This is a genomic window from Burkholderia contaminans, assembly GCF_029633825.1.
Taxonomy (GTDB): domain Bacteria; phylum Pseudomonadota; class Gammaproteobacteria; order Burkholderiales; family Burkholderiaceae; genus Burkholderia; species Burkholderia contaminans.
On record NZ_CP090640.1, the window covers coordinates 3,541,877 to 3,567,891 of the forward strand.

Consider the following 26,015-nt stretch of genomic DNA (forward strand, 5'->3'; position numbering starts at 1 on the left):
TGAACGCCGCCGGCCGGCGTCAGAGCAGCTTGTCGATATCCGCGGCGATTTCTTCCGGTTTGGTCGACGGCGCATAGCGCTTGACGATGCGCCCATCACGATCGACCAGGAATTTCGTGAAATTCCACTTGATTGCCTTGAGGCCGAGAATGCCGGGCGCCTCGTCGGTCAGGTAGCGGTACAGCGGATGCGCATGGTCGCCCTTCACGTCGATCTTCGCGAACATCGGGAACGTGACGCCGTAGTTGCGCTCGCAGAACGCACCGATCTGCGTGGCGTCGCCGGGCTCCTGCTTGCCGAACTGGTTGCACGGGAAGCCGAGCACATAGAAGCCGCGCGCCGCGTACTGGTCGTACAGCTTCTGCAGGCCCGCGTACTGCGGCGTGAAGCCACACTCGCTCGCGGTGTTGACGATCAGCAGCACCTTGCCGCGATACGCGTCGAGCGAGGCCGGCGCGCCGGCAAGCGTCTCTGCGCTGAACGAATACAGGGTGGACATCGGGCACTCCTTTTACGAAACCGGATCGACGTGGAGTCTAGGCGAAATTGCCCCGTTGCGACATCCGCCGAACGGCCAATGCCCGGCGCGAGCGGCACGCAGTCTAGAATAGCGGTTTTGGCCAGTCATTTCCGCCGTGATCCGTTTCAATCAGTTCAGCCTTGCGCGCGGCACCAAGCCGCTGTTCGAGTCGACCTCCTTCGTGCTCAATCCCGGCGAGAAAGCCGGCCTGATCGGCGCGAACGGCGCCGGCAAGTCGACCCTGTTCTCGGTCCTGCGCGGCGAGCTGCACTCGGACGGCGGCGATTTCTCGATGCCGCCGTCGTGGCGGATCGCCCATGTGTCGCAGGAAACGCCCGCGGTCGACCGCTCTGCGCTCGACTACACGCTCGACGGCGACGCCGCGCTGCGCGAGATCGAGGCCCGCATCGCCGCCGCGTCCGCCGCGCATGACGGCGCTGCCGAAGCCGACGCGCACGCGGCGTTCGCCGACGCCGACGGCTACACCGCGCCTGCCCGCGCCGAGGCGCTGCTGCTCGGCCTCGGCTTCACGCTCGCGCAGACGCGCGAATCCGTCGCCAGCTTCTCCGGCGGCTGGCGCATGCGCCTGAATCTCGCGCAGGCGCTGATGTGCCGCTCCGACCTGCTGCTGCTCGACGAACCGACGAACCACCTCGACCTCGACGCGATCGTCTGGCTCGAAGACTGGCTGCACCGCTACCCCGGCACGCTCGTCGTGATTTCGCACGACCGCGAATTCCTCGATTCGATCTGCAACGTCACGCTGCATCTGGAAAACCGCCAGGTGAAGCGCTATGGCGGCAACTACTCGCAGTTCGAAGTGCTGCGCGCGCAGCAACTGGCGCTGCAGCAAAGCGCCTACGAAAAGCAGCAGAAGACGATCGAGCACCTGCAGAGCTTCGTCGACCGCTTCAAGGCCAAGGCGACCAAGGCGAAGCAAGCGCAGAGCCGGATGAAGGCGCTCGAGAAGATGGAGCTGATCGCGCCTGCGCACATCGCATCGCCGTTCACGTTCGAATTCCGCACGCCCGATGCCGCGCCGAATCCGATGATGGTGATGGAAGACGTCCGCTGCGGTTATCACGCCGACGGCGGAGCGGAAATTCCGATCGTCGAGCGCGTCGCGCTGTCGATCCAGAACGGCCAGCGCATCGGCCTGCTCGGCGCGAACGGCCAGGGCAAGTCGACGCTGATCAAGACGCTGGCCGGCACGCTTGCGCCGCTGTCGGGGCATGTCCGCGACGGCAAGGGGCTGACGATCGGCTATTTCGCGCAGCACCAGCTCGAAACGCTGCGCGAGGACGATTCGCCGCTCGCGCACCTGGCGCGGCTCGCGCCCGACACGCGCGAACAGGAGCTGCGCGACTTCCTCGGCGGCTTCAACTTCTCGGGCGACATGGCGACCACCCCGGTCGGGCCGTTTTCGGGCGGTGAAAAGGCACGCCTCGCGCTCGCGCTGATCATCTGGCAGAAGCCGAACCTGCTGCTGCTCGACGAACCGACCAACCACCTCGACCTCGAAACGCGCCATGCGCTGACGATGGCGCTCGCGCAGTTCGAAGGCACGCTGATCCTCGTCTCGCACGACCGTCATCTGCTGCGCGCGACGACCGACCAGTTCATGCTGGTCGCGAAGCACCGGCTGCAGCCGTTCGACGGCGACCTCGACGACTACCGCGACTGGCTGCTGCAGCACGCGGCCGAGCAGCGCGCGGCCGCGAAGGCCGACAGCGCGGCTTCTTCGGGTGCAGGTGCAGGTGCCGCGGCCAACCGCAAGGACCAGAAGCGTCAGGCCGCCGAGGAACGGCAGCGCCTGTCGGTGCTGAAGAAGCCGCTGCAGACGCGCATCACGAAGCTCGAAAAGGAAATGGAGACGCTGCACGCGGAGAAGGCGCGCCTCGACGCATTCGTCGCCGATCCGGCGAGCTACGAAGCCGAGCGCAAGACGGAACTGACCGACGCGATCCGCAAGCTCGGGGACGTCAACACGCGTCTCGAAACAGTCGAGGCCGACTGGCTCGCCGCGCAGGAAGAGCTCGAGCAGATCGGCTGACCGCCGTCGCGGCGCGGCCGGCCGATACGCCAGCCGGCCCGCCGTGCCGGCTGGCTCCCCGCCGCCGCCCTTGGGGGGCATCGCAGCGCCTCGACCGACCATCCGGCCCTCGGCGGGCCCGGATACGACAAGGCCGGGCGCACCGGCCCGGCCTGTTCATTCATTGCCGCAGCCACCCGATTCGCCGCGCCGGCCGGCTCAGCGTCGCGGCAACGTGTCGCGCGGCATCTGCTCGTCGTCGCCCATCAGGTGCCGGCGCCCTTCGGTCGGCCGCCGGATCGCCGCAGCGACTTCCGCTTCCGTCACGTCTTCGGACACGACCTTGCGCGCCAGGCGCCCCTCGTCGTCGATCCATTCAACGATCCGGCATCCGCCGCCCCAGGGCTGGCGAATCGGCTCCGACACGCGGCAGCCACGCAGGTTGTAAAGGCGTCCGCTCGGCGCTTCCCCGTACGATTTCAACATAGGTTCCCTTCGCATTGCGCGGTTCGACAATCCGGCAAAGGATAGGGAAAAGCGATGTCCGGCGGGTTACATGACCCTACATATTCTTTACAGTGAATTACGCGACAGATCGCCCGCGCCCATGGCCCGGACGCCTGCCGGGCCGCTCATTCGAGATCGCGCACGCGGTCGATCGCCTGTTCGAGCCGATCGACGGCCATCACGTTCAGCCCTTCGATCGGCTGCTTCGGCGCATTCGCCTTCGGAATCAGCGCGGACGTAAAACCGAGCTTCGCCGCCTCGCGCAGCCGTTCCTGCCCGCGCGGCGACGGCCGGATCTCGCCCGCCAGCCCGACTTCGCCGAACACGATCAGCCCCTTCGGCAGCGCCTTGTTGCGCATCGACGAATGGATCGCCAGCAGCACCGCGAGGTCGGCGGCCGGCTCGGTGATCTTCACGCCGCCCACGGCATTCAGGAACACGTCCTGGTCGAAGGCCGCGATGCCCGCGTGCCGGTGCAGCACCGCGAGCAGCATCGCGAGCCGGTTCTGCTCGAGGCCGACCGCGAGCCGGCGCGGGTTCGGCACATGCGCCGTATCGACGAGCGCCTGGATTTCGACGAGCAGCGGACGCGTGCCTTCCTGCGTGACGAGCACGCACGAGCCGGGCACGACCTGCTCGTGCTGCGACAGGAACAGGGCGGACGGATTCGCGACGCCGCGCAGACCGCGCTCGGTCATCGCGAACACGCCGAGTTCGTTGACCGCACCGAAGCGGTTCTTGAACGCACGCACGAGCCGGAACGACGAATGCGTGTCGCCTTCGAAGTACAGCACGGTATCGACGATGTGCTCGAGCACGCGCGGGCCGGCCAGGTTGCCCTCCTTCGTCACGTGCCCGACCATGATGATCGCGGTGCCCGACTGCTTCGCGATGCGCGTGAGCTGCGCCGCGCACTCGCGCACCTGCGCGACCGAGCCCGGCGCCGACGTGAGCGCTTCCGAATAGACGGTCTGGATCGAGTCGATCACGGCCACGTCCGGCCGTTCCGCGTCGATCGCGGCCTGGATCTTCTCGAGCTGGATCTCGGCGAGCAGCTTCAGCTCATCCGCCGGCGCACCGCCGTCGAGCAGCGCAAGCCGTTGCGCGCGCAACGCGATCTGCGCGGCCGATTCCTCGCCGCTGATATAGAGTGCGCGCCGCGCGCTCGCGATGTCCGCGAGCGACTGCAGCAGCAGCGTCGACTTGCCGATGCCCGGATCGCCGCCGATCAGCACGACGCCGCCCGGGACCAGCCCGCCGCCGAGCACGCGGTCGAATTCGCCGATGCCGGTCGAGAAGCGCGGCACGTCGGCCGCTTCGATGTCGACGAGACGCTGGACGGGCGCCCGCTTCGCGAGCGACTGGAAACGATGGGCAGCGGGCGATTCGGCGACCGATTCAACCAGCGTGTTCCAGGCCTGGCACGACGGGCATTGGCCCTGCCACTTCGGGGTCTGTCCGCCGCACTCGCTGCAGACGTATACGGTTTTCTGTTTGGCCACGCGCGACGCCCTTATTCCGCGCGCACGGGCACGCGGCCGGCGACCGCGCACATCAGCTCGTAGCCGATCGTGCCGCAATGGCGGGCGACGTCGTCGATCGGCAGCGCGTTCCCCCACAGCTCGACGCGCGCGCCGACACCGGCCTGCGGGCACGGGGTCAGGTCGACGGTGATCATGTCCATCGATACGCGACCGACGATCCGCGTGCGGATGCCGTCGACGATCACGGGCGTGCCTTCGGGCGCGACCCGCGGATAGCCGTCCGCGTAACCGCACGCGACCACGCCGATCCGCATCGGCGCCTGCGCGGAGAACGTCGAGCCATAGCCGATGGCCTGGCCCTTCCCGATCGTCTGCACCGCGATCAGCTCGGACGCGAGCGTCATCGCGGGCTTCAGCCCGGTATCGGCGATGTCGGACGACAGCCCGGACGGCGACGCGCCGTACAGGATGATCCCCGGGCGCACCCAGTCGAAGTGGGTATCCGGATGCCACAGCACGGCCGCGGAGTTCGCGAGGCTGCGCGCGCCGGCGATGCTTTCCGCGCCGCGCTCGAACGTCGCGAGCTGCTCGGCGACGCCGCGCTCGTTGTCCGCATCCGAAAAATGGGTCATCAACGTGATCTGGCCGATGCCGGGGCACGCACGGGCGCGCTCCCACGCGGCACGGTATTTCTCCGGCACGTAGCCGAGCCGGTTCATCCCGCTGTTCATCTTGAGCTGCACGTTGACGGGCTTCGACAGCCGCGCCGTTTCCAGCATCCGCATCTGCTCGTCGTTGTGGACGGTCGTCGTCAGGCTATAGCGGTCGATCACGTCGATGTCGGTCGAGCGGAAGAACCCTTCGAGCAGCAGGATCGGGCCGGCCCAGCCGAGCTCGCGCAGCTTGACGGCCTCGTCGAGGTCCAGCAGGCCGAAGCCGTCAGTGCCGCGCAGGCCGGGAAACACACGCGCGAGACCGTGACCGTACGCGTTGGCCTTGACGACCGCCCAGACCTTGGACGGGCCGGCAAAGCGGCGGACGACGGAGAGATTGTTCGCGAGAGCGGCGGTATGGATGGTGGCGGAGATCGGGCGCGGCATGGGAAATTTACGTAAAGACGCTTGCGAATCATCAGCTTACCGCGCCTTTTGAGCACTGAAGCCGACAATTTGCGGAACGATCGGGGAATCTTGCTAGTCCGAATTGGCGTATTTTCATGTTATAAAGCCGTGCGCACAACCCATTTCGAACGGAATAAGCCGATCGCATACTAGGCGGCCTACGCGGCCCTGCCGCAGCGACGAAAGCATCGCATCAGATGAAAAAAGGTTTTTACACCATCATGGCCGCGCAGTTTTTCTCGTCGCTGGCCGACAATGCGCTCCTCATCGCCGCCATCGCCCTGCTGAAAGACCTCCACGCCCCCAACTGGATGACACCGCTGCTGAAGCTGTTCTTCGTGTTGTCCTATGTGGTGCTGGCGGCCTATGTCGGCGCCTTCGCGGATTCGCGCCCGAAGGGCCGCGTGATGTTCATCACCAACTCGATCAAGGTCGTCGGCTGCATGATCATGCTGTTCGGCGCCCACCCGTTGATTGCGTACGGGATCGTCGGCTTCGGCGCGGCGGCCTACTCGCCCGCGAAATACGGCATCCTCACCGAGCTGCTGCCGGCCGACCGGCTGGTCGCCGCGAATGGCTGGATCGAAGGCACGACCGTCAGCTCGATCATCCTCGGCACCGTGCTGGGCGGTGCGCTGATCAGTCCGCACATCGCGTCGCACGTGATCGCGCACACGCCCGCCTGGATCGGCACGCCCGCCGAAGCGGCGATGGCGATCATCATGGCGATCTACGTGATCGCCGCGCTGTTCAACCTGCGTATTCCGGATACCGGCGCCCGCTACCCGAAGCAGGAACGCGGCCCGGTCAAGCTCCTCACCGATTTCGCCGACTGCTTCATGGTGCTGTGGCGCGACAAGCTCGGCCAGATCTCGCTGGCAGTCACGACATTGTTCTGGGGCGCGGGCGCGACGCTGCAGTTCATCGTGCTAAAGTGGGCTGAAGTGTCGCTCGGCATGTCGCTGTCGGAAGGCGCGATCCTGCAGGCCGTGGTCGCGGTCGGCGTCGCGGCCGGCGCAATCGCCGCCGCCGCCCGAATCCCGTTGAAGAAGTCGCTGACCGTGCTGCCCGTCGGCATCATCATGGGCATCGCGGTGATGCTGATGGCGTTCTACACGCGCGACCTGTTCCCGTCGAACTGGGCCGTGCACTTCGGCCACCTGCGCATGCCCGTGTACCTGATCATCGCGTACATCTTCCTGATGTGCGTCGGTGCGCTGTCCGGCTACTTCGTCGTTCCGATGAATGCGCTGCTGCAGCATCGCGGCCACGTGCTGCTGTCGGCCGGCCACTCGATCGCGGTGCAGAACTTCAACGAGAACCTGTCGGTGCTCGTGATGCTGTGCCTGTATGCGGTGCTCGTGTGGCTCGACGTGCCGGTCGGCGTCGTGATCGTGCTGTTCGGCACGTTCGTCTGCCTGACGATGTGGCTCGTGATGCGCCGTCACCAGGCAAACCAGCGTCAGTTCGACTCGGTCGCGCTGATCGGCGAATCGCGGCACTGACGCTACACTTGCCGTTTCCGTCCGCCTGCGCCGGTCCTCGAACCGGCGCGTTGCCCTCATGACGCACCCGATACCCAACATCCTGACGATCGCCGGCTCCGATTCGGGCGGCGGCGCAGGCATCCAGGCCGACCTGAAGACCTTTTCCGCGCTCGGCGCGTATGGCGCGAGCGTGATCACCGCGCTGACCGCGCAGAACACGCGCGGCGTGACGGGCGTGCATGCGCCGGATGCGGCGTTCGTGACCGCGCAACTCGACGCAGTATTCAGCGATATCCGCATCGATGCGGTCAAGATCGGGATGCTCGCGAATGCGGCGATCGTGCACGCGGTCGCCGACGCGCTGCGCCGCTACGCGGCACGCTTCGTCGTGCTCGACACGGTGATGATCTCGAAGAGCGCGCATGCGCTGCTCGCACCCGATGCCGTCGACGCGTTGCGCGAGGCACTCCTGCCGCTCGCGACGGTCGTGACGCCGAACCTGCCCGAAGCGGCTGCGCTGCTGAACGATGTGCCCGCAGCCACCGAAGACGACATGGTCAGGCAAGGCCAGGCATTGCTGCAGACGGGGGCGCGCGCCGTGCTGATGAAAGGCGGCCACCTGCCCGACGCGTCCGCGAGCCCCGACTGGCTCGTCGAAGCGACGCGTACCATGCGGCTCGACGGCGCGCGCGTGCCGGTCAGCAACACGCACGGCACGGGCTGTACGTTGTCGTCGGCGATCGCCGCGCTGCTGCCGCAGCAGCCCGACCTCGAAAGCGCGGTGCGCGAAGCCAAGACCTACCTGACCGGCGCAATCGCCGCGAGCGGCCACCTCGACGTCGGCCACGGAGTCGGCCCCGTCCATCACTTTCATCGCTGGTGGTGAGCGCCGGCTGACGCGGCGTCAACGATCCTGCGCCGCGAACGCCTGGGCGCGTACCGGCCAGTCATCCGGCACGACGAAGCCGCGCGCCGTTTCGCGCCACGTGCCGTCACTGCCCTTTTCATGGATACCGATCAGCGCGGGAGCCTCGCGAGCCGTCAACACCGACGGCAGTTCCAGCGTGGCCGCCAGCGTTTCGGGTTCGAATCCGCTATCGGCGGCAGCCCGTCGCGGCGCCAGCCACGCAAGCCGCGGCAACACGCTCCACGCGACGCCGGCACGCTGGGCGGCCGCCCAGGCCGGCCACTGCGCGTGCGTGAGCCAGAAACCGTGCGGGTGATCCGGCGCGATTTCCGCGGACACTGGCGGCAGCGGTGCGCCGTACGGATAGAACAACCAGCCCTTGATGAACATCTGCGCATCGGACGGCGCGCCGTAGCCGAGCCGCGCGAACCCGTCGCGATCGCCGAGCCGCAGTTGGTGCTCGAGCAACCGGGTGCGCTTGCGGTCGAACCGGTCGACGAGGTTGGGGCCGACGAAATCGGCAAGCGATGCGCCGGCTTGCACCGGCGCGCACAGGTAGCACTTCACCGCGAGCTCCCAGTGCAGGCGCCGCCCATCCGGTGCATCGACGAGAAAATCGACTTCGCCGAGCGTCTTGCCGTTGCTGCGCAGCGGCAGATTGGCCGCGACGAGCCGCAGCGACGGCCCGTGCGTCAGGAAGTACTCGAGCAGGCATTCGGCGTAGCGGCCAAGCCGGGTGGGCCGGAAGCCGTCGAGCGCGCGGTGCAGCGGCTCGGGCTGCGCATCGAGTGCGGCGAGCCATGCTTCGACGGCCGACTGTCCCGCCGCATCCGGCCACGGGCGCGCCAGCGGCGCGTCCGGCACCGCGGTCAGCAGGCTCGGGCTGGCCAGCAGCCAGCCGAGATCCCGAACCGCGACGTCGTGCAGCGTATCGACGAATGCGAACGCCGCGCCGCTCGTCATTGTCCGGCCGGCCCGTTCGCGTCGCCGCCTTCCGCACGCCGGAACGTGTCGCGCGCGAGGCACAGGTCGGCCCACGCCTTCGACTTGTCCTGCAGGCTGCGCAACAGGTACGCCGGATGGTAGGTCACGATCACCGGCACGCCTTCGTACGCATGCACGCGGCCGCGCAGCGACGCAATGCTCGCGTCCGTCTTCAGCAGCGTCTGCGCGGCGAAGCGGCCGAGCGCGACGATCAGCTTCGGCTTCACGAGCGCGACCTGGCGCTGCAGATACGGCTCGCAGCTCGCGACTTCGTCCGGCTCCGGATTGCGGTTGCCGGGCGGCCGGCACTTGATCACGTTCGCGATGTACACGTTGTCGCCGCGCTTGAGCGACAGCGAATGCAGCATGTTGTCGAGCAGCTTGCCGGCCTGGCCGACGAACGGCTCGCCCTGCTTGTCCTCGTTCTCGCCCGGCGCTTCGCCGATCAGCATCCAGTCCGCTTCGCGGTCGCCGACGCCGAACACGGTGTTGGTCCGCTTCTCGCACAGACCGCACAGCGTGCAGTCGGCCACGCGCGCGGCCAGCGCATCCCAGTCGAGCGCGGCAACCGGCGGTCCGACCGGCCGCGACTCGGCCATCGGCACGGGATCGCCCGGCGGCGCCGCATCGAACCACGCGAAATCGTCGGGTCCGGCAGGCGGCATGTCGTCCATCGGCGGCATCGTGTCGGGCGATGCGACCGGCGTAGCCGGTGCAGGCGCGCCGCGATCGCCATCGTCGACGCGCCGCGCCGGGGCGACCGGCTCGCGAGTCGGCGAAGCATCGACGCTACTCGCCACTGCCGGCGGCGCCTCGTCCCGCACCGGCGTACGCGCGGTGCGCGCTGGTCGCTCGGTCGCGACGGCCGGTACGGCGTCCACCGCGCCGGATTGCGCTGCGGCGGGCGCTTCGGCTGCCGCGCCCTCATCCGCGCGTTGCCCGCGCCGCACCCAGATCTGCGCGAGGCCCATTTCCTCGAGCGCCGCTTCAGCCCATGCCATGCGCGTCCCCTTCGTCCTTGTTCAGCGTCAGACGCATCACGATCGCGTCCTCCCGGCTGCGATGCTTCGCCGGGTAATAGTTCTTGCGCCGGCCGATCGTCAAGAAGCCGAAACGCTCGTACAGATGGATCGCGCGCGAATTGGACGGCCGTACCTCGAGCAGCACGCCGTCGAGCCCTTCCGCGCGCGAAATGCGCACGGCCTCGCGCAGCAGCGCCAGGCCGGCGCCCGCGCACTGCGCGGCCGGCGCGACGCACAGGTTCAGCAGGTGCATCTCGTCGACCACGGGCATCAGCACGCAATAGCCGATCAACGAGCCCGTCACGTGCCGCAAGCACACGCCCAGATAGCCGTTGCGCAACGAATCCTCGAAATTGCCGCGGCTCCACGGGAATTCGTACGCGACCTGCTCGATCGCGACGACCTCGTCGAGATCGGCATCCGTCATCGGCGCCAGATAGCGGTCGCTCAGCAGTACGCCCGTCATCCCTTCGCTCCGCCCGTCTGCGCGGCCCGTGCCGCGACGCGCTCGGCGGTGGTCTGCGCGACCTTGTCGCGCACGTACTCCGGCGCGGCCTGATCGGCGGGCACCGCGCGGCCGGCGCGGAAAGCACGCACGGCGGCATGGGCAACTGCCAGCGCGTGCGGCATCGCGTCGGCGTCGATCACGGCCGCGCGCGCCGCAGCCGGCAACTGCGCGCCGAACGCGGCAGCCGCATTGCCCGCGAGCGTAAACGGCGCATCGGGCACGCCGACGGCGCCCGGCGCATCCAGCGAAGCCGGATGCACCGTGTGCCAGTCGCCGGTGCTGTCGTCCCACGCGAAATCCGCCCAGTAGGCTTCGTCCATCCGCGCATCCAGCGCGGCCAACACGCGGGTCGTGCCGGGTGCGCGCAGCCGCGCGTGCTCGGCGCACGCGAGCAGCGTGCCGATCGGCACGACCGGCAGCCCGCGCCCGAACGCGAGGCCCTGGGTAATACCTGTCGCGGTGCGCAGGCCCGTGAACGAGCCGGGGCCCGAACCGAACGCGATCGCGTCGCAATCGGCGAGCGTCAGCCCCGATTCGGCGAAAAGCTCCTGGATGGCCGGCAGCACGCGCGTGCTCGACACGGCGCCCGTCAGCTCGTGGCGGACCCAGGTTTGCGGGGTGGAAACGGCGTCATCGGCGTGGGCCGAGCGCAGCAGCGCGACCGAGCAGTATTCGGTCGACGTATCGATGGCGAGGAGCACTGTTTGCGTCATGGGCGACATTGTAATGCGGCGCCCCGCTCCCACGGGCGATCGGGCCCGATCCGTGCGTGCGGGCTGCACCGGGTGGCGGTTTGGAAGGATCGCTCGACCCCGCGCGGCGGTCCGCTTGTTAAGATCGCCCGACCTGAAACCCTTACGGAGACACCCGATGAGCGAACTCACCGCCCAATTCGACCAGGCCCAGATCGACGTCAAGCAACTGACGGAACGTCCGGGCAACCTGACCCTGCTGCGCCTGTACGCCCTCTTCAAGCAGGCGACCGACGGCGACGCTCATGGCGACAAGCCGGGCTTCACCGACATCGTCGGCAAATACAAGTACGACGCCTGGGATGCGCTGAAGGGCACGTCGCAGGATGCGGCGAAGCAGCAGTACATCGAACTCGTCGAATCTCTGAAGAACGGCACGGCTTCCTGACCGAATTGCCCCCTGCCGCAATAGGCAATCAAATCAGTGGCGCAGCGCAGCAAATCTCTTTATAATGCTGCCTGCGTCATCTTCCGCGCTCGGCTTGCAAGCCGTTCCGGCCTGACGCCTCGTAGCGTTAAGCTCCAATCCGGTTTAGAACCTGTCCCCTCCTGCTTCGACCCTTGCGGTCGTCAACTAGGCTGGCGGCCTCGCTCCAGAAGCGCGCCGCACCCAAAACAGCTTCTAATGCCTCATCCGCCGAAGGTTCGGCGGATTGCACCCGTTTCCCGATTTGCTCGCTGAATCCGACGACTTGGGTATGCGCGATTGGCGCCGACGTTTCACCCACTGTGTTTCAAGGATTGTTATGACTTCGAGCATCAACTCCAGCCCGCTCAACGCGATCGCCGACCAGGCGCTCGGTCTCGACGACGCCGCCGCACCGGCCGCGGTCGAACCGGCGTCGGACGAGCCGAGCTTCGCGTCGCTCGGGTTGTCGCCGGAGATCGTCTCCGCGCTGCAGGCCGCCGGCTACGTGAAGCCGACGCCGGTCCAGCAGCGCGCGATTCCGGCCGGCATCGCCGGCCGTGACCTGCTGGTCTCGAGCCCGACCGGTTCGGGCAAGACCGCTGCATTCATGCTGCCCGCGATCGAACGTTTCGCGCAGCTCCAGAAGACGCAGGCGCAGCAACCGCGCGCGCCGCGTGAACCGAACCAGGGCGACCGCCGTGCGCGCCGCCCGCAACCCGTCGCGCGCCCGGGCCTGCTCGTGCTGACGCCGACCCGTGAACTCGCGATGCAGGTCACCACGGCCGCATCGACGTACGGCAAGCACCTGAAGCGCCTGCGCACGGTCAGCATCCTCGGCGGCGTCGCCTACGGCCAGCAGCTGATGCTGCTCGCGAAGAACCCGGAAATCCTGGTCGCCACGCCGGGCCGTCTGCTCGACCACCTCGAGCGCGGCCGTATCGACCTGTCCGAGCTGAAGATGCTCGTGCTCGACGAAGCCGACCGCATGCTCGACATGGGCTTCATCGAAGACATCGAGACGATCGTCGCCGCCACGCCGGAATCGCGCCAGACGATGCTGTTCTCGGCCACGCTCGACGGCAAGATCGGTTCGCTGACGAGCCGCCTGCTGAAGGATCCGGAACGGATCGAGATCCAGCAGCGCCTCGAGTCGCGCGCGAACATCGCGCAGACCGTGCACTACGTCGACGACCGCGACCACAAGGATCGCCTGCTCGATCACCTGCTGCGCGACGACGCGCTCGACCAGGCGATCATCTTCACGGCGACCAAGATCGACGCCGACCAGCTCGCCGGCCGTCTCGCCGACGCTGGCTTCGAATCGGCCGCTCTGCACGGCGACCTGCCGCAGGGCGCGCGTAACCGCACGATCCGTGCGCTGCGCGAGCGCCGCGTGCGCGTGCTGGTAGCCACCGACGTCGCGGCACGCGGCATCGACATCCCGGGCATCACGCACGTGTTCAACTACGACCTGCCGAAGTTCGCGGAAGACTACGTGCACCGTATCGGCCGTACGGGCCGGGCAGGCCGTTCGGGCACGGCGGTGAGCCTCGTGCACCACGCCGAACAAGGCGCGCTCAAGCGCATCGAGCGTTTCGTGCGCTCGCCGCTGCCGGTCAACGTGATCGAAGGCTTCGAGCCGCGCAAGGCGCCCCCGCGCAACGGTGGCACCGGCGGCCGCGGCCGTCCGGGCGGCGGTAACGGCGGTCGTCGTTTCGGCGGCAAGCCGGGCGGCGGCTACGGCGGCAACGGTAACGGCAACGGCCGCAGCTACGGCGGCGGCAATGGCGGCGGCAATGGCGGCGGCTGGAGCGGCAAGCCGGGCGGCAGCCGTGACGGCGGCCCGCGTCGCGACGGCCAACGCAGTGGCGGCCCGCGTCGCAGCAACTCCGCGTCGTAAGTACGCACGGGCGGCCGACGGCCGCCCCACGGAGGGCAGACCCGCGGATCACCGCCCTGCCCATCCTGCCAACCGGCGCATCTGCGCCGGTTTTTTTCGTCCCGCCCCACATTTCACGATGCGGAAAATTTTTTTGTGTCGTAAAAAATCATGCTGCGTGGCACAACCCGGGCGATTGCGGGATGGAAAACAGCATTTCTTATCCCGAAATTGAAATTTCAAGATATTGATTTAAAACAACTAAAAAATTATCCCACTCCCCGAAAAGCCCCCTGTCCCGCTTCAGTCGATTTGCCTAGACTCTTATACAAGACCTCACGAACCGGAACGCACGGCTTCGGTTTCGGTAACAGCCTCAACACGGTCAGCGTCAATCCATCAGGCATCGCACCGCATCAAGGAGCTCATCATGTCGCGTCAGCAACAGGCACAGGAACTGCAGCAGCAATGGGAATCCGATCCGCGCTGGAAGGGCGTCGAGCGCAGCTACTCGGCTGAGGACGTGGTCCGCCTGCGTGGTTCGATCCCGATCGAGCACACGCTCGCCAAGCGCGGCGCGGAAAAGCTGTGGAGCCTCGTCAACAACGAGCCGTTCGTCAACGCACTCGGCGCACTGACCGGCAACCAGGCGATGCAGCAGGTGAAGGCCGGCCTGAAGGCGATCTACCTGTCCGGCTGGCAAGTGGCCGGCGACGCGAACGTCGCGGGCGAAATGTACCCGGACCAGTCGCTGTACCCGGCAAACTCGGTGCCGCTCGTCGTGAAGCGCATCAACAACACGCTGACGCGCGCCGACCAGATCCAGTGGTCGGAAGGCAAGAACCCGGGCGACGAAGGCTATATCGATTTCTTCGCACCGATCGTCGCCGATGCGGAAGCCGGTTTCGGCGGCGTACTGAACGCATTCGAGCTGATGAAGGCGATGATCGAAGCCGGCGCGTCGGGCGTCCACTTCGAGGACCAGCTCGCTTCGGTGAAGAAGTGCGGCCACATGGGCGGCAAGGTGCTCGTGCCGACGCGCGAGGCCGTCGCGAAGCTGTCGGCGGCGCGTCTCGCGGCCGACGTGATGGGCACGTCGACCGTGCTGGTCGCCCGCACCGACGCGGAAGCGGCCGACCTGATCACGTCCGACGTCGACGACAACGACAAGCCGTTCCTGACGGGCGAGCGCACGGTGGAAGGCTTCTTCCGCACGAAGCCGGGCATCGAGCAGGCGATTTCGCGCGGTCTCGCCTACGCGCCGTACGCCGACCTGGTCTGGTGCGAAACGGGCAAGCCGGATCTCGAGTACGCGAAGAAGTTCGCGGAAGCGATCCACAAGCAGTTCCCGGGCAAGCTGCTGTCGTACAACTGCTCGCCGTCGTTCAACTGGAAGAAAAACCTCGACGACGCGACGATCGCGAAGTTCCAGAAGGAACTCGGCGCGATGGGCTACAAGTTCCAGTTCATCACGCTGGCCGGCTTCCATGCGCTGAACTACTCGATGTTCAACCTCGCACACGGCTATGCCCGCACGCAGATGAGCGCGTTCGTCGAACTGCAGCAGGCCGAGTTCGCGGCAGCGGACAAGGGCTTCACGGCCGTCAAACACCAGCGCGAAGTCGGCACAGGCTACTTCGACGCGGTGACGCAGACGGTCGAGCGCGAAGCATCGACCACCGCATTGCACGGCTCGACCGAAGACGAGCAGTTCTTCGACGGCAAGAAGGTCGCGTAAGCAGAAAAGCACGACGCGCCACGCGTCATGCCGATGCCGGCCCTCGTCTCGCGACGGCGGGCATCGGCCACCGAACAACAATCAGGGAGGAGACGGCAGGCGCGCGATCCCGATCGCGTGACCGGCCGCGCGGCGTTCGGGCCGCCAGCAACGATGCGCGCCGGCTCCGTCCGGCGCGCCCTTTTTCCAGGGCGCCGCCCTATCGATACACGATCACCGGAATTTTCGTATGGGTCAGCACGCGCTGCGTCTCGCTGCCGATCAGCAAGCTGCCGAGCCCGCGGCGTCCGTGCGACGCCATGAAGATCACGTCGCAGCCGCCGCGTTCGGCCGCCTCGATGATGCCGAGATACGGCGACGGATGCACGCTCGTCCAGGTGTCGCAATCGACGCCGGCCGCCTTCGCGGCCGATTCGACCTCGTCGAGATGTGCGCGCGCCTCGCGCTCGCTGCGCGCCCGGAAATCGGCGGGCGGCTCGATGATCACTTCGGAAAACGGCGAGTACGGATACTGCGGCAGGCACGCGTAGGCCGTGACCCGCGCACCGACCGCACGCGCCAGGTCGATCGCGCCGTCGATCGCCTTCTGCGACAGTTCGGAACCGTCGGTTGGAACGAGGATGTGCCGGAACATCGCGCCCTCCTTCGTCAATCGCACTCCGCGCGCCGCGCTTCCGGGCAGTCCGGCTGCGTCGCGTGGGGCATGCCTGTTTTGATTGTAGGACGTGAAAGCACGCGGTCGGGCCGCGCAGCGGGTTCGCCCTCATATCGGAAACGCGCGGGCCCGCGCGGCCTACTCGCCCCAATATCCGGGCCGCTCGTACGTGTGCTTCAGGTAATCGAGAAACAACCGCACGCGCAACGGCAAATGCCGGCGTTGCGGAAACACCGCGTGAATGCCGATCGGCGGGGCCGCAAATGCGTCGAGCACGCTGACGAGCCGGCCGGCCGCGATGTCGTCGCCAACCTCCCACCACGAGCGCCACGCGAGCCCGTGGCCCTCGAGGCACCACTCGTGCAGCACCGCGCCGTCCGAGCATTCCATCGTGCCGTTCACGCGGATCGACACGACCTTGCCGTCCTCCTGGAACGCCCAGCCGCGTTGCTGGTTCGCGTTTGCCGCGAGCGCGAGGCAGTTGTGCCGCACCAGGTCGGCGAGCGTGGCCGGCGTGCCGCGCCGGGACAGATACGCGGGCGAAGCGACACACACGCGGCGATTCTCGCCGAGCTTCAGCGACACGAGCGACGAGTCGGGCAGCTCGCCGAGCCGCACCGCGCAGTCGAACCCCTCGTTGACGAGGTCGACCATCCGGTCGGACAGGTCGAGCGTGACCGATACATCCGGATGCCCGCCGCTGAATTCGGGCACGAGTGGCGCGACGTGCCGCCGGCCGAAGCCGGCCGGCGCGGAGATGCGCAGGTGGCCGCTCGCCTTGACGCCGCCGGCGGACACGCTCGCCTCCGCGTTCTGCATGTCGTTGATCACACGCTGGCAATCCTCGAGGAACGCCGAACCCTCGAACGTCAGCGTGAGCTTGCGCGTCGTGCGCACCAGCAGCTTGACGCCGAGCCGCTCCTCGAGCGCGTCGAGGCGACGGCCGATGATCGCCGGCGCGACCCCTTCCGCGTGCGCGGCCGCCGACAGGCTGCCCTTCGCCGCGACCGCGGCGAACGTTTCGATCTGCTTGAACCGGTCCATGACTCGCAGGAGCGGCGCTGCCGCCCTTCAAATAGCTTAAACCGCTCAAGATTAGGTATATGAAAGTAAAAGATCAAGTGATGTTTAGCGTATTTTTTGGCACATACGATCACGAATAGAATTCACCTGACCTCTGAAACTGGAGCGCAAGGCTATGTCGGCCACAACGACACTCTCCTCTCCCGACGCAATCCTCTTCGACGCATTCGGCACGTTGTTCGACGTGCGTGCGGTCCTCGCCGCGGCGGAGCAGATGTTCCCCGGTCACGGGGAACGGTTGTCGCAGCTGTGGCGACGCAAGCAAATCGAATACTCGCAGTTGCGCACGCTCGCCGATCCGGCCGGCGCCCGCTATCGCCCGTTCCGGGACATCACGCTCGATGCGCTGCGGTTCGCCGCGCGCCGGCTCGGGCTCGCGCTGAACAGCGCGGCCGAGAAGCGGCTGATGGACGAATACGCGTGCTTGTCCACCTATCCCGATACGGTGCCCGCGCTGCGCAAGCTGCGCGCGCTCGACCCGCGCCCGCCGCTCGGGATCCTGTCGAACGGCACGCCGCAGATGCTCGACATCGCGATCAAGAGCGCCGGCATGTCCGGGCTGTTCGATCGCGTGCTGTCGGCCGACACCGTGCGCGCGTACAAGCCGAGCCCGGCAGCCTACGCGCTCGGCACCGACGCGTTCGGACCGAACCGGCGCGGCATCGTGTTCGTGTCGTCGAACGCGTGGGACGTCGCCGGCGCCGTCTGGTTCGGCTACACGACGTTCTGGCTCAACCGCACGGGCGCGCCCGCCGAGGAACTCGGCGCGCCGCCCGACGGCACCGGTACCGGCATGGCCGACCTGCTCGCATTCCTCGCCACCCCGGCTCCGTCCGGCAGACCCGCAAACCGCACGCGCCCCGGCCCGGGTGCATGACGTCCGCAGCGCTGCCGCCTTCCCCCTTCACCGAAACCGCAACTGACCGACCAAGGAGATGAGACTCATGAGCACCCCGATCACGCTGCCGCAAGGCATGGCGATCACCGGCGAAATCAAGCCGGGTTACGAAGCAATCCTGACGCCTGAAGCGCTCGCACTCGTCGCAGCGCTGCACCGCACGTTCGAGCCGCGCCGCCAGGCGCTGCTGCAGGCGCGCGTCGAGCGCACGAAGCGCCTCGACGCGGGCGAGCGCCCCGACTTCCTGGCCGAGACGAAGGCGATCCGCGAAGGCGACTGGAAGGTCGCGCCGCTGCCGGCCGACCTGCAATGCCGCCGTGTCGAGATCACGGGCCCCGTCGAGCGCAAGATGATCATCAACGCGCTGAACTCGGGCGCCGATTCGTACATGACGGACTTCGAGGATTCGAACGCGCCGAGCTGGACGAACCAGATCGACGGCCAGATCAACCTGAAGGACGCGGTGCGCCGCACGATCTCGCTCGAGCAGAACGGCAAGTCGTACCGGCTGAACGACAAGGTCGCGACGCTGATCGTGCGTCCGCGCGGCTGGCACCTCGACGAGAAGCACGTGACGGTCGACGGCCAGCGCGTGTCCGGCGGCATCTTCGATTTCGCGCTGTTCCTGTTCCACAACGCGAAGGAACTGCTCGCGCGCGGCTCGGGCCCGTACTTCTACCTGCCGAAGATGGAAAGCCATCTCGAGGCGCGCCTGTGGAACGACATCTTCGTCGCCGCGCAGGAAGGCGTCGGCGTGCCGCGGGGCACGATCCGCGCGACGGTGCTGATCGAGACGATCCTCGCCGCATTCGAGATGGACGAAATCCTGTACGAACTGCGCGAACACAGCTCGGGCCTGAACGCCGGCCGCTGGGACTACATCTTCTCGGCCATCAAGAAGTTCAAGAACGACCGCGACTTCTGCCTCGCCGAGCGCTCGAAGATCACGATGACGGTGCCGTTCATGCGCGCGTACGCGCTGCTGCTGCTGAAGACCTGCCACAAGCGCAACGCGCCGGCGATCGGCGGGATGAGCGCGCTGATCCCGATCAAGAACGATCCGGAAGCGAACGACAAGGCCATGGGCGGCGTGCGCTCGGACAAGCAGCGCGACGCGACCGACGGCTACGACGGCGGCTGGGTGGCCCACCCGGGCCTCGTGCCGATCGCGATGGAAGAGTTCGTGAAGGTGCTCGGCGACAAGCCGAACCAGATCGCGAAGCAGCGCGACGACGTGCAGGTCGAAGGCAAGAACCTGCTCGACTTCCAGCCGGAAGCGCCGATCACCGAAGCCGGCCTGCGCAACAACATCAACGTCGGCATCCACTACCTGGGCGCATGGCTCGACGGCAACGGCTGCGTGCCGATCCACAACCTGATGGAAGACGCGGCCACGGCCGAAATCTCCCGTTCGCAGGTGTGGCAATGGATCCGCTCGCCGAAGGGCGTGCTCGACGACGGCCGCAAGGTCACCGCCGAACTCGTGCGTGAATTCGCCAAGGCCGAACTCGACAACGTGAAGCGCTCGGTCGGCGGCAACACGCAGCCGTACGAGCGCGCCGCGGCGATCTTCGAGCAGATGTCGACGTCGGAAGGCTTCACCGAATTCCTGACGCTGCCGCTGTACGAGGAAATCTGACGTAGCTGCCCGCCTCGACCGGAGCCGGCCCTGCGTCGGCGCCGGTCGCGTGCGGTGACGGCATCAAAAAAAGCGCCCCGAGGGGCGCTTCTTCTTTTGCGACAGGATCCGCTACCGCGGCTGCCGCACGACCGGTCACACCGCTTCCCGCTCGCGCCGGTGCTGAACCCAGTCGCCCGACGCAATGCGCGGACGCCCGGCAATCGCGTGCGCGGCGACCGGATAGTAAAGGCAGGCGTACTGCCGGCCACCGAGCTCGACGGTCACGTCTTCCGGCTTGAACAGCGAGTCGACGCCCGGATACACGCGCTCGATCTCGTCGAGCACGGGAACGAGCTGGTCGTCGACCTCGTAGACGTCGCCCCAGACGAGCGACTTGCCGGCCGACCCGGCAATCATTCCCGGATACGTACCGAAATCGTACAGTTCGCCCGGCAGCGCGACGGCGCCGAGCAGCGTCGGCGCGGCAATCCCGTGCCTGGCGGCCGCGTGGCCGATGTCGTTAGCCTCCCCGTTTCTCAAGGTGCCGTAGACGAATACGTAGCGCATCGTGGTTCTCCTCTTTGATTCGTATGTTGCCGTGTTCGCAGGCGAGTCGTGGCGAAACCGCCCGCGCATCGATAGACCGCGATACCGGCCGGATGGTTCGAACCCGCAAGCGCACCCGGCCACGGGGCAGTCCGGAAATCGACAGGCCCCCACACAAAGTTCATTTGAACGCGGCATGATCGCCCGACAAACCGCCGCATGCACTTTCACGGCGCCTTCTACAATAACGGCATCGCCGCCGCGCTGCCCGAATCGTCCATGAACCCGCCGTTCCAAGCCGACGTACCGAACCCGTACGTCATCGACATTCCGCCCGAATTCGCGCCGACCGCCGTCCATCCGATGCGCGTGCGCGCACGGCAGGTCGATACCGGGCACCGCATCCCGCTGCATACGCACGCGTGGGCGCAGCTCGCGTACGCCTCGCGCGGCGTGCTGCGCGTCGCGACGACCGGCACGACCTGGATGGTGCCGCCATCCCGCGCGATCTGGGTGCCGCCGCGCGTGACGCATGAGGTCGTGATCGTCGAAGAGGCGTATCTGCGCACGCTGTATATCGACGAGTCGATCGTGCCGGACGGGCTCGACGCGTGCCGCGTCGTCGAAGTGACGGGGCTCCTGCGCGAACTGATCGTCGCACTCGACGCGCGCGACCTGAGCGCCACGCGCGAGCGCCTGCTGTGCGGGCTCGTGCTCGACGAGTTGAGTCATGCCGAGCCGCTGCCGCTCGCGGTGCCGATGCCCGACGAAAAAAGGCTGCGCATGCTGTGCGAATCGGTCCTCGCGCACCCGGCCCATGCGGAGTCGCTCGAGCATTGGGCCAGCGAGGTAGGCGCGAGCACGCGCACGATTTCGCGGCTCTTCAAGCAGGAACTGGGGGTGAGCTTTTCGCAGTGGCGCCAGCAGGCGCTGCTCGCGCGGGCCATCCCGCTGCTGAACCAGGGGCGTCCGCTGTCCCATATCGCGCGCGAACTCGGCTACCAGAGCCAGAGCGCGTTTTCGGCGATGTTCCGGCGTGCCTTCGGCGAAAGCCCGCGCGCATTCATGCTGCGCGGCTACGAGCACCGCGGCCCGGAAGGCAGCCACGCGGACGACGAAACCCCGGACGACGACGCGATCGACGTTGCTGCCCGCTGAACGCGTCGCTTCAGCGCGTCAGGACTTCAGACCGGCCGCACCATGTGGCGGATCGAGCCGAGTTGCGCGAGCCGCGACCCGGCAACCCGATAGCCCATGCGCAGGTAGAGACGCGCGGCTGGATTGTCGACGAACACGCGCAACTGGAGTTCGTGCAGCCCGCGCGCACGCGCCCAGCGGTGCGACATGTCGAGCATGTAGGTGCCGGCGCCCTGCCCGCGATGGCCGGCCGCGATCTGCACGTCGCGGATGTGCAGCGAGTCGCCCTCCTCGGTCACGCGCAGCACGCCGATGCGCTCGCCGTCGGCCTCGAGGATGAAGTTCTCGGATTCGCGCCAGCTCGCGTAGAACAGGTCGCTGCGCCACACGAGCCCATGGCGCTTGTAGTAGCCGCCCATGTTGCCGTGCGTCAGCGCTTCGGCGAACGGAAAATCGCCAGCCTCCGCGGGCCGGAGCTGATACAGCAGTCGCAGGTCGGTCGGATCGAGCATCGCGCAGGGGTCGAGAACGCATCCCGCAACGATAGCGCAGTCGCGTGCGGATGCAATCGCGGATTTCTCGTAGCGGCTCGACGCCGGATGACCGGGGGTTATGCGGCCAGCGGGCGCAACCGAAAACGCAAATGAAAAAGCCCGCACGAGGCGGGCTTCTTCATTTTTTGGCGGAGCGGACGGGACTCGCCTACATCCTGCAGGCCGCGGATGCGCGTGCACGCGCATCCCTTCGAGTCCCGCCGGAAGCTGCGCAGGCAGCTTCCTCCACTCCGCAGTCACGCGCCCGCCAGCGGGCGCAACCTGAAACGCAAATGAAAAAGCCCGCACGAGGCGGGCTTTTTCATTTTCTGGCGGAGCGGACGGGACTCGAACCCGCGACCCCCGGCGTGACAGGCCGGTATTCTAACCGACTGAACTACCGCTCCAGTCTTGCTACTTGCCTGGCAGGCGTCGGTTGCTTCCTGCCGGCGCATCGTTTGTTCGAACGACGCCGAAATCTGGCGTCCCCTAGGGGATTCGAACCCCTGTACTCACCGTGAAAGGGTGATGTCCTAGGCCTCTAGACGAAGGGGACAACGTACTGCTTACATCCTTAATGCAAAAGCCCGTTCAAAAAACGTTCTTTGAACGGGCTTCGTTCTGGCGGAGCGGACGGGGCTCGAACCCGCGACCCCCGGCGTGACAGGCCGGTATTCTAACCAACTGAACTACCGCTCCAGCTTTCTTGCTCACACCTGCAGGACACCGTCACGCGCCTGCATGTGTTGCGACACTTCTACGAAACGCCGCTGAATCTGGCGTCCCCTAGGGGATTCGAACCCCTGTACTCACCGTGAAAGGGTGATGTCCTAGGCCTCTAGACGAAGGGGACAACGTACTGCTTACATCCTTAATACAAAAGCCCGCTCAAAAACGTCTTGAACGGGCTTCGTTCTGGCGGAGCGGACGGGACTCGAACCCGCGACCCCCGGCGTGACAGGCCGGTATTCTAACCGACTGAACTACCGCTCCAGCTTTCTTACCCTCACCTGCAGGACGTCGGTTACGTTCCTGCAAGCGTTGCGACATTTCTACGAAACGCCGCTGAATCTGGCGTCCCCTAGGGGATTCGAACCCCTGTACTCACCGTGAAAGGGTGATGTCCTAGGCCTCTAGACGAAGGGGACAAAATCTTTTCAGATCTGTCTGACTCTCGCTATTCACTTTTCAATCAACAGCGAAGGCCGAAATTCTAACTGCTTTGAATCATTTTGTGAAGCATTTATTACTACCAGTGCTTCGCAAATCAACTCAGCTTGTTCTGATGGTGGAGGTAAGCGGGATCGAACCGCTGACCTCTTGCATGCCATGCAAGCGCTCTCCCAGCTGAGCTATACCCCCTTGCAGAACAGAAATAAGATTATATGGAGCTACTTTGAACTTGTAAATACCCTTTTTGCGATTCGAGCGAAATTTTTTGCGAAGCTGCCGCGATGTCACGCACGGGCAGCTTCGCTCGCCCTCGAACCTCAGGCCAGCGCCGCCTCGATGCGCGACACCACGACATCGCGACCGAACAGCACGAGCACCGCATCGATCGACGGCGTATGCGTCGTACCCGCCACCAGCAGACGCACCGGCATCGCCAGTTGCGGCATCTTCAGCTTGTGCGCGCCGAGCGTCGACTTCAGCGCGGCGGACACCGCCTCCTTCGTCCAGTCGGCCGCCTTCAGCGCGGCGACGAGATCGGCCAGCGCCGGACGCACCGCATCGGTCACGTGCTGCGCGAGCGCATCGGCTTCCGGTGCCGGCACACGGTAGAACATCGCGGCGCCTTCCGCGATCTCCTTGACCGTCGTCGCGCGATCCTTCATCAGCCCGACCACCGCTTCGAGCGCAGGGCCCGTCGCGATCGCCGCATCGTCGATGCCGAGGGCGGAAAGGAACGGCTTCGCCAGTTCGGCGAGGCGCGCGTTGTCGGCTTCCTTGATGTAATGCGCGTTCAGCCAGCTCAGCTTGCTGTGGTCGTACTGCGCAGGCGACTTGCCGAGATGCTCGAGATCGAACCATTCGACGAACTGCTCGCGCGAGAAGATCTCCGCGTCGCCGTGCGACCAGCCGAGGCGCGCGAGATAGTTGACGACGGCTTCGGGCAGGAAGCCCGCGTCGCGGTACGCCATCACGCTCATCGCGCCGTGACGCTTGCTCATCTTCTCGCCCTGCTCGTTCAGCACGGTCGGCAGGTGCGCATACATGGGCGGCTCGCCGCCGAGCGCATTCAGGATGTTGATCTGGCGCGGCGTGTTGTTCACGTGGTCGTCGCCGCGGATCACGTGCGTGATGCCCATGTCCATGTCGTCCACCACCACGCAGAAGTTGTAGATCGGCGTGCCGTCCGGGCGCGCGATCACGAGGTCGTCGAGCTCCTCGTTCGAGATCTCGACACGCCCCTTCACGGCGTCGTCCCACACGACCGTGCCGGTCAACGGATTGCGGAAGCGCAGCACCGGCTTCACGCCGGCCGGCGGCTCCGGCAGCACCTTGCCGGGCTCCGGACGCCACGTACCGTCGTAGCGCGGCTTCAGGCCGGCCTCGCGCTGGCGCTCACGCAGCGCGTCGAGTTCCTCGGCCGACATGTAGCACGGGTACGCGAGGCCCTTCTCGAGCATCTGCGCAAGCACCTCGCGATAGCGGTCCATCCGCTGCATCTGGTAGATCGGGCCTTCGTCGAAATCCAGGCCGAGCCATTGCATCCCCTCGAGGATCGCATCGACCGCTTCCTGCGACGAACGCTCGACGTCGGTATCCTCGATGCGCAGCACGAACGTGCCCTTCATCTTGCGGGCGAACGCCCACGGATAGAGCGCGGAGCGGATGTTGCCGAGGTGGATGAAGCCGGTGGGACTCGGCGCGAAGCGGGTACGGACAGGACGGGTCATAAACGGTAACTCGAACGCCTGGGGCGCATGAATGATTCGACGCGGGATCGACGGCGGCAACCCGGACAGCAACGGGGCCGGCGACGCCCGGAACGGGAAAGAAGCCGGAATTATACTCGTGCCTGACATCGCGCCAAGCGCGCCGCTTGCTTTATGATGTGCGCGCCGCGGCCGCCAGCCGGCGCGGCGCCGGCCGCACGGAACCCCTGCGCGGCCGCTCGGAACCTATCGCCGCCGCGGGCCGTGACACCCGCCGCCAAGCCGCCGGAGAACCATTCGATGTCGTCCCCTCGCCTGTCGCGCCGCCACTTCACGATCGCCGCCGCATCCGCCAGCCTCGCCGCCTGCACGTCGTTCGGCGACAAATCCCGCCCCGGCGCCGCAGTGCCGCAGGAAAAGCCCGTGAAGATCGGCATCGCGCTCGGCGGTGGCGCCGCGCGCGGCTTCTCGCACATCGGCGTGCTGAAGGCGCTCGAGGCGCGCGGCATCCCGATCGAGATCGTCGCGGGCACGAGCGCGGGCTCGGTGGTCGGCGCACTCTATGCGTCGGGCATGAGCGCCCTTCAGATCAACAAGATCGCGCTCGACATGGACCAGGCTGCGATCAGCGACTGGGCGCTGCCGTTCCGCTCGCGCGGGCTGCTGCAAGGCGTCGCGCTGCAGAACTTCCTGAACAAGACGCTCAACAACCGGCCGATCGAGAAGATGGCGAAGCCGCTCGGCGTCGTCGCGACCGATCTGCAGAACGGCCAGCCGATCCTGTTCCAGCAAGGCAATACGGGGCTCGCGGTGCGCGCGTCGTGCAGCGTGCCGTCGGTGTTCGAGCCGGTGAAGATCGGCAACCGCGAGTATGTCGATGGCGGCCTCGTGAGCCCGGTGCCCGCGTCGTATGCGCGCAAGATGGGCGCGAGCTTCGTGATCGCGGTCGACATCTCGTCCCGGCCGGACGGCGCGGCCACCAACAACCCGATCGAGATGCTGCTGCAGACCTTCACGATCATGGGCCAGACGATCAAGACCTACGAGCTCGACAAGTATGCGGACGTCGTGATCCGCCCGAACCTCAACGCGATGGGCGGCAGCGACTTCAACCAGCGCAACGCGGCCATCCTCGCAGGCGAGGAAGCCGTCGCGCGCATCATGCCGGAACTGCAGCGCAAGCTCGCGGCGGCACGCGGCGTGGCTGCTGCGTAAGCACGCGAGTCGCGGGCCGGCGCACGCCGCCGGCCCGCCAACGGCGAAGCGGTTCCCGGCTCGCCGTTTGCACTGCCCCAAAACAAAAAACCCTGCCG

Annotated in this window: 23 protein-coding genes and 7 tRNA genes; 10 read left to right on the plus strand and 20 right to left on the minus strand. The window is 66.8% G+C overall.

All coding sequences use genetic code 11. The features are described from left to right. Positions 1 to 19: 19 nt before the first annotated feature. Positions 20 to 499, minus strand: coding sequence for a glutathione peroxidase (locus LXE91_RS16520; protein WP_039342668.1), 480 nt, complete (start codon positions 497 to 499; stop codon positions 20 to 22). A gap of 136 nt (positions 500 to 635) precedes the next feature. Between LXE91_RS16520 and LXE91_RS16525 the strand changes: the two genes are divergently transcribed. Then, positions 636 to 2,573, plus strand: coding sequence for an ATP-binding cassette domain-containing protein (locus LXE91_RS16525; RefSeq protein ID WP_039342666.1), 1,938 nt, complete (start codon positions 636 to 638; stop codon positions 2,571 to 2,573). A gap of 198 nt (positions 2,574 to 2,771) precedes the next feature. Here the strand turns inward: LXE91_RS16525 and LXE91_RS16530 are convergent, their stop codons facing one another. From LXE91_RS16530 to alr, 3 genes are all read right to left on the minus strand, one after another. Further along, a complete protein-coding gene (locus LXE91_RS16530; RefSeq protein WP_039342663.1) occupies positions 2,772 to 3,038 on the minus strand; it encodes a DUF2866 domain-containing protein in 267 nt (88 codons plus the stop codon). Between the two features lie 146 nt (positions 3,039 to 3,184). Beyond that, entirely contained in the window at positions 3,185 to 4,561 is a 1,377-nt protein-coding gene (gene radA / locus LXE91_RS16535; protein ID WP_039342661.1) for a DNA repair protein RadA, read from the minus strand. 11 nt (positions 4,562 to 4,572) lie between these two features. Then, positions 4,573 to 5,643 carry an alanine racemase gene (alr, locus tag LXE91_RS16540; protein WP_039342660.1) on the minus strand — a complete coding sequence of 357 codons (1,071 nt, stop codon included), beginning with the start codon at positions 5,641 to 5,643 and terminating at the stop codon, positions 4,573 to 4,575. Between the two features lie 218 nt (positions 5,644 to 5,861). On the opposite strand from alr, the gene lplT reads away from it, so the two are divergent. After that, positions 5,862 to 7,169: a lysophospholipid transporter LplT gene (gene lplT, locus LXE91_RS16545; protein WP_039342658.1), complete on the plus strand. Its 1,308-nt coding sequence runs from the start codon at positions 5,862 to 5,864 to the stop codon at positions 7,167 to 7,169. A gap of 58 nt (positions 7,170 to 7,227) precedes the next feature. Beyond that, the gene (thiD, locus tag LXE91_RS16550) at positions 7,228 to 8,037 is read left to right on the plus strand and encodes a bifunctional hydroxymethylpyrimidine kinase/phosphomethylpyrimidine kinase (protein ID WP_039342655.1); all 810 of its coding nucleotides are present in this window, start codon (positions 7,228 to 7,230) and stop codon (positions 8,035 to 8,037) included. A gap of 18 nt (positions 8,038 to 8,055) precedes the next feature. On the opposite strand, the gene LXE91_RS16555 is transcribed toward thiD, so the two are convergent. From LXE91_RS16555 to tsaB, 4 genes are read right to left on the minus strand one after another with little or no spacing between them, the layout of a single operon-like run. Continuing rightward, positions 8,056 to 9,021, minus strand: coding sequence for a DUF1853 family protein (locus LXE91_RS16555; protein ID WP_039342652.1), 966 nt, complete (start codon positions 9,019 to 9,021; stop codon positions 8,056 to 8,058). After that, positions 9,018 to 10,043: a uracil-DNA glycosylase gene (locus LXE91_RS16560; RefSeq protein ID WP_039342650.1), complete on the minus strand. Its 1,026-nt coding sequence runs from the start codon at positions 10,041 to 10,043 to the stop codon at positions 9,018 to 9,020. Before LXE91_RS16560 ends, LXE91_RS16555 begins: the two co-directional genes overlap by 4 nt. Further along, entirely contained in the window at positions 10,030 to 10,530 is a 501-nt protein-coding gene (rimI, locus tag LXE91_RS16565) for a ribosomal protein S18-alanine N-acetyltransferase (RefSeq protein WP_039342644.1), read from the minus strand. The genes LXE91_RS16560 and rimI overlap by 14 nt, the downstream gene beginning before the upstream one ends. Then, positions 10,527 to 11,294 (minus strand): tRNA (adenosine(37)-N6)-threonylcarbamoyltransferase complex dimerization subunit type 1 TsaB, encoded by a 768-nt coding sequence (tsaB, locus tag LXE91_RS16570; protein WP_039342641.1) that lies wholly within the window; start codon positions 11,292 to 11,294, stop codon positions 10,527 to 10,529. Before tsaB ends, rimI begins: the two co-directional genes overlap by 4 nt. A 148-nt stretch (positions 11,295 to 11,442) precedes the next feature. Between tsaB and LXE91_RS16575 the strand changes: the two genes are divergently transcribed. The 3 genes from LXE91_RS16575 to aceA all read left to right on the plus strand — a co-directional run bounded on the left by LXE91_RS16575 (position 11,443) and on the right by aceA (position 15,350). Beyond that, positions 11,443 to 11,712 carry an acyl-CoA-binding protein gene (locus tag LXE91_RS16575; RefSeq protein ID WP_011352486.1) on the plus strand — a complete coding sequence of 90 codons (270 nt, stop codon included), beginning with the start codon at positions 11,443 to 11,445 and terminating at the stop codon, positions 11,710 to 11,712. Positions 11,713 to 12,070: 358 nt separating this feature from the next. Beyond that, complete coding sequence (locus LXE91_RS16580) at positions 12,071 to 13,633, plus strand: DEAD/DEAH box helicase (RefSeq protein WP_039342639.1); 1,563 nt, start codon at positions 12,071 to 12,073, stop codon at positions 13,631 to 13,633. Between the two features lie 409 nt (positions 13,634 to 14,042). After that, on the plus strand, positions 14,043 to 15,350 hold the full coding sequence (gene aceA / locus LXE91_RS16585) for an isocitrate lyase (RefSeq protein ID WP_039342637.1): 1,308 nt from the start codon (positions 14,043 to 14,045) through the stop codon (positions 15,348 to 15,350). Positions 15,351 to 15,549: 199 nt separating this feature from the next. Here the strand turns inward: aceA and LXE91_RS16590 are convergent, their stop codons facing one another. Both LXE91_RS16590 and LXE91_RS16595 read right to left on the minus strand, forming a co-directional pair. After that, positions 15,550 to 15,984 (minus strand): universal stress protein, encoded by a 435-nt coding sequence (locus LXE91_RS16590; RefSeq protein ID WP_031399397.1) that lies wholly within the window; start codon positions 15,982 to 15,984, stop codon positions 15,550 to 15,552. A 159-nt stretch (positions 15,985 to 16,143) separates the two neighbouring features. After that, positions 16,144 to 17,049 carry a LysR family transcriptional regulator gene (locus LXE91_RS16595; RefSeq protein ID WP_039342632.1) on the minus strand — a complete coding sequence of 302 codons (906 nt, stop codon included), beginning with the start codon at positions 17,047 to 17,049 and terminating at the stop codon, positions 16,144 to 16,146. Between the two features lie 154 nt (positions 17,050 to 17,203). Here LXE91_RS16595 and LXE91_RS16600 point away from each other — a divergent pair, with 154 nt between their 5' ends. Together LXE91_RS16600 and aceB are read left to right on the plus strand one after the other, a co-directional pair. Continuing rightward, entirely contained in the window at positions 17,204 to 17,965 is a 762-nt protein-coding gene (locus LXE91_RS16600) for a haloacid dehalogenase type II (protein WP_039342629.1), read from the plus strand. Between the two features lie 67 nt (positions 17,966 to 18,032). Continuing rightward, the gene (aceB, locus tag LXE91_RS16605; RefSeq protein WP_039342626.1) at positions 18,033 to 19,625 is read left to right on the plus strand and encodes a malate synthase A; all 1,593 of its coding nucleotides are present in this window, start codon (positions 18,033 to 18,035) and stop codon (positions 19,623 to 19,625) included. 135 nt (positions 19,626 to 19,760) lie between these two features. Here the strand turns inward: aceB and LXE91_RS16610 are convergent, their stop codons facing one another. Then, positions 19,761 to 20,174: a gamma-glutamylcyclotransferase family protein gene (locus LXE91_RS16610; protein WP_039342624.1), complete on the minus strand. Its 414-nt coding sequence runs from the start codon at positions 20,172 to 20,174 to the stop codon at positions 19,761 to 19,763. Between the two features lie 258 nt (positions 20,175 to 20,432). On the opposite strand from LXE91_RS16610, the gene LXE91_RS16615 reads away from it, so the two are divergent. Continuing rightward, positions 20,433 to 21,311: an AraC family transcriptional regulator gene (locus tag LXE91_RS16615; protein WP_039342882.1), complete on the plus strand. Its 879-nt coding sequence runs from the start codon at positions 20,433 to 20,435 to the stop codon at positions 21,309 to 21,311. 26 nt (positions 21,312 to 21,337) lie between these two features. On the opposite strand, the gene LXE91_RS16620 is transcribed toward LXE91_RS16615, so the two are convergent. The 9 genes from LXE91_RS16620 to gltX form a co-directional block, all read right to left on the minus strand. Then, positions 21,338 to 21,802 carry a GNAT family N-acetyltransferase gene (locus LXE91_RS16620; protein WP_021159069.1) on the minus strand — a complete coding sequence of 155 codons (465 nt, stop codon included), beginning with the start codon at positions 21,800 to 21,802 and terminating at the stop codon, positions 21,338 to 21,340. A gap of 351 nt (positions 21,803 to 22,153) precedes the next feature. Then, a tRNA-Asp gene (locus LXE91_RS16625) sits at positions 22,154 to 22,230 on the minus strand. 73 nt (positions 22,231 to 22,303) lie between these two features. Continuing rightward, positions 22,304 to 22,379: transfer RNA gene (locus tag LXE91_RS16630), tRNA-Glu, on the minus strand. 66 nt (positions 22,380 to 22,445) lie between these two features. Continuing rightward, positions 22,446 to 22,522, minus strand: a tRNA-Asp gene (locus LXE91_RS16635). A gap of 78 nt (positions 22,523 to 22,600) precedes the next feature. Next, positions 22,601 to 22,676, minus strand: a tRNA-Glu gene (locus tag LXE91_RS16640). A gap of 63 nt (positions 22,677 to 22,739) precedes the next feature. After that, positions 22,740 to 22,816, minus strand: a tRNA-Asp gene (locus LXE91_RS16645). 79 nt (positions 22,817 to 22,895) lie between these two features. After that, positions 22,896 to 22,971: transfer RNA gene (locus tag LXE91_RS16650), tRNA-Glu, on the minus strand. A gap of 138 nt (positions 22,972 to 23,109) precedes the next feature. Further along, positions 23,110 to 23,185: transfer RNA gene (locus tag LXE91_RS16655), tRNA-Ala, on the minus strand. Between the two features lie 128 nt (positions 23,186 to 23,313). Beyond that, positions 23,314 to 24,723 (minus strand): glutamate--tRNA ligase, encoded by a 1,410-nt coding sequence (gene gltX / locus LXE91_RS16660; protein ID WP_039342615.1) that lies wholly within the window; start codon positions 24,721 to 24,723, stop codon positions 23,314 to 23,316. Between the two features lie 279 nt (positions 24,724 to 25,002). Between gltX and LXE91_RS16665 the strand changes: the two genes are divergently transcribed. After that, a complete protein-coding gene (locus LXE91_RS16665) occupies positions 25,003 to 25,917 on the plus strand; it encodes a patatin-like phospholipase family protein (protein ID WP_039342612.1) in 915 nt (304 codons plus the stop codon). Positions 25,918 to 26,015 lie beyond the last annotated feature (98 nt).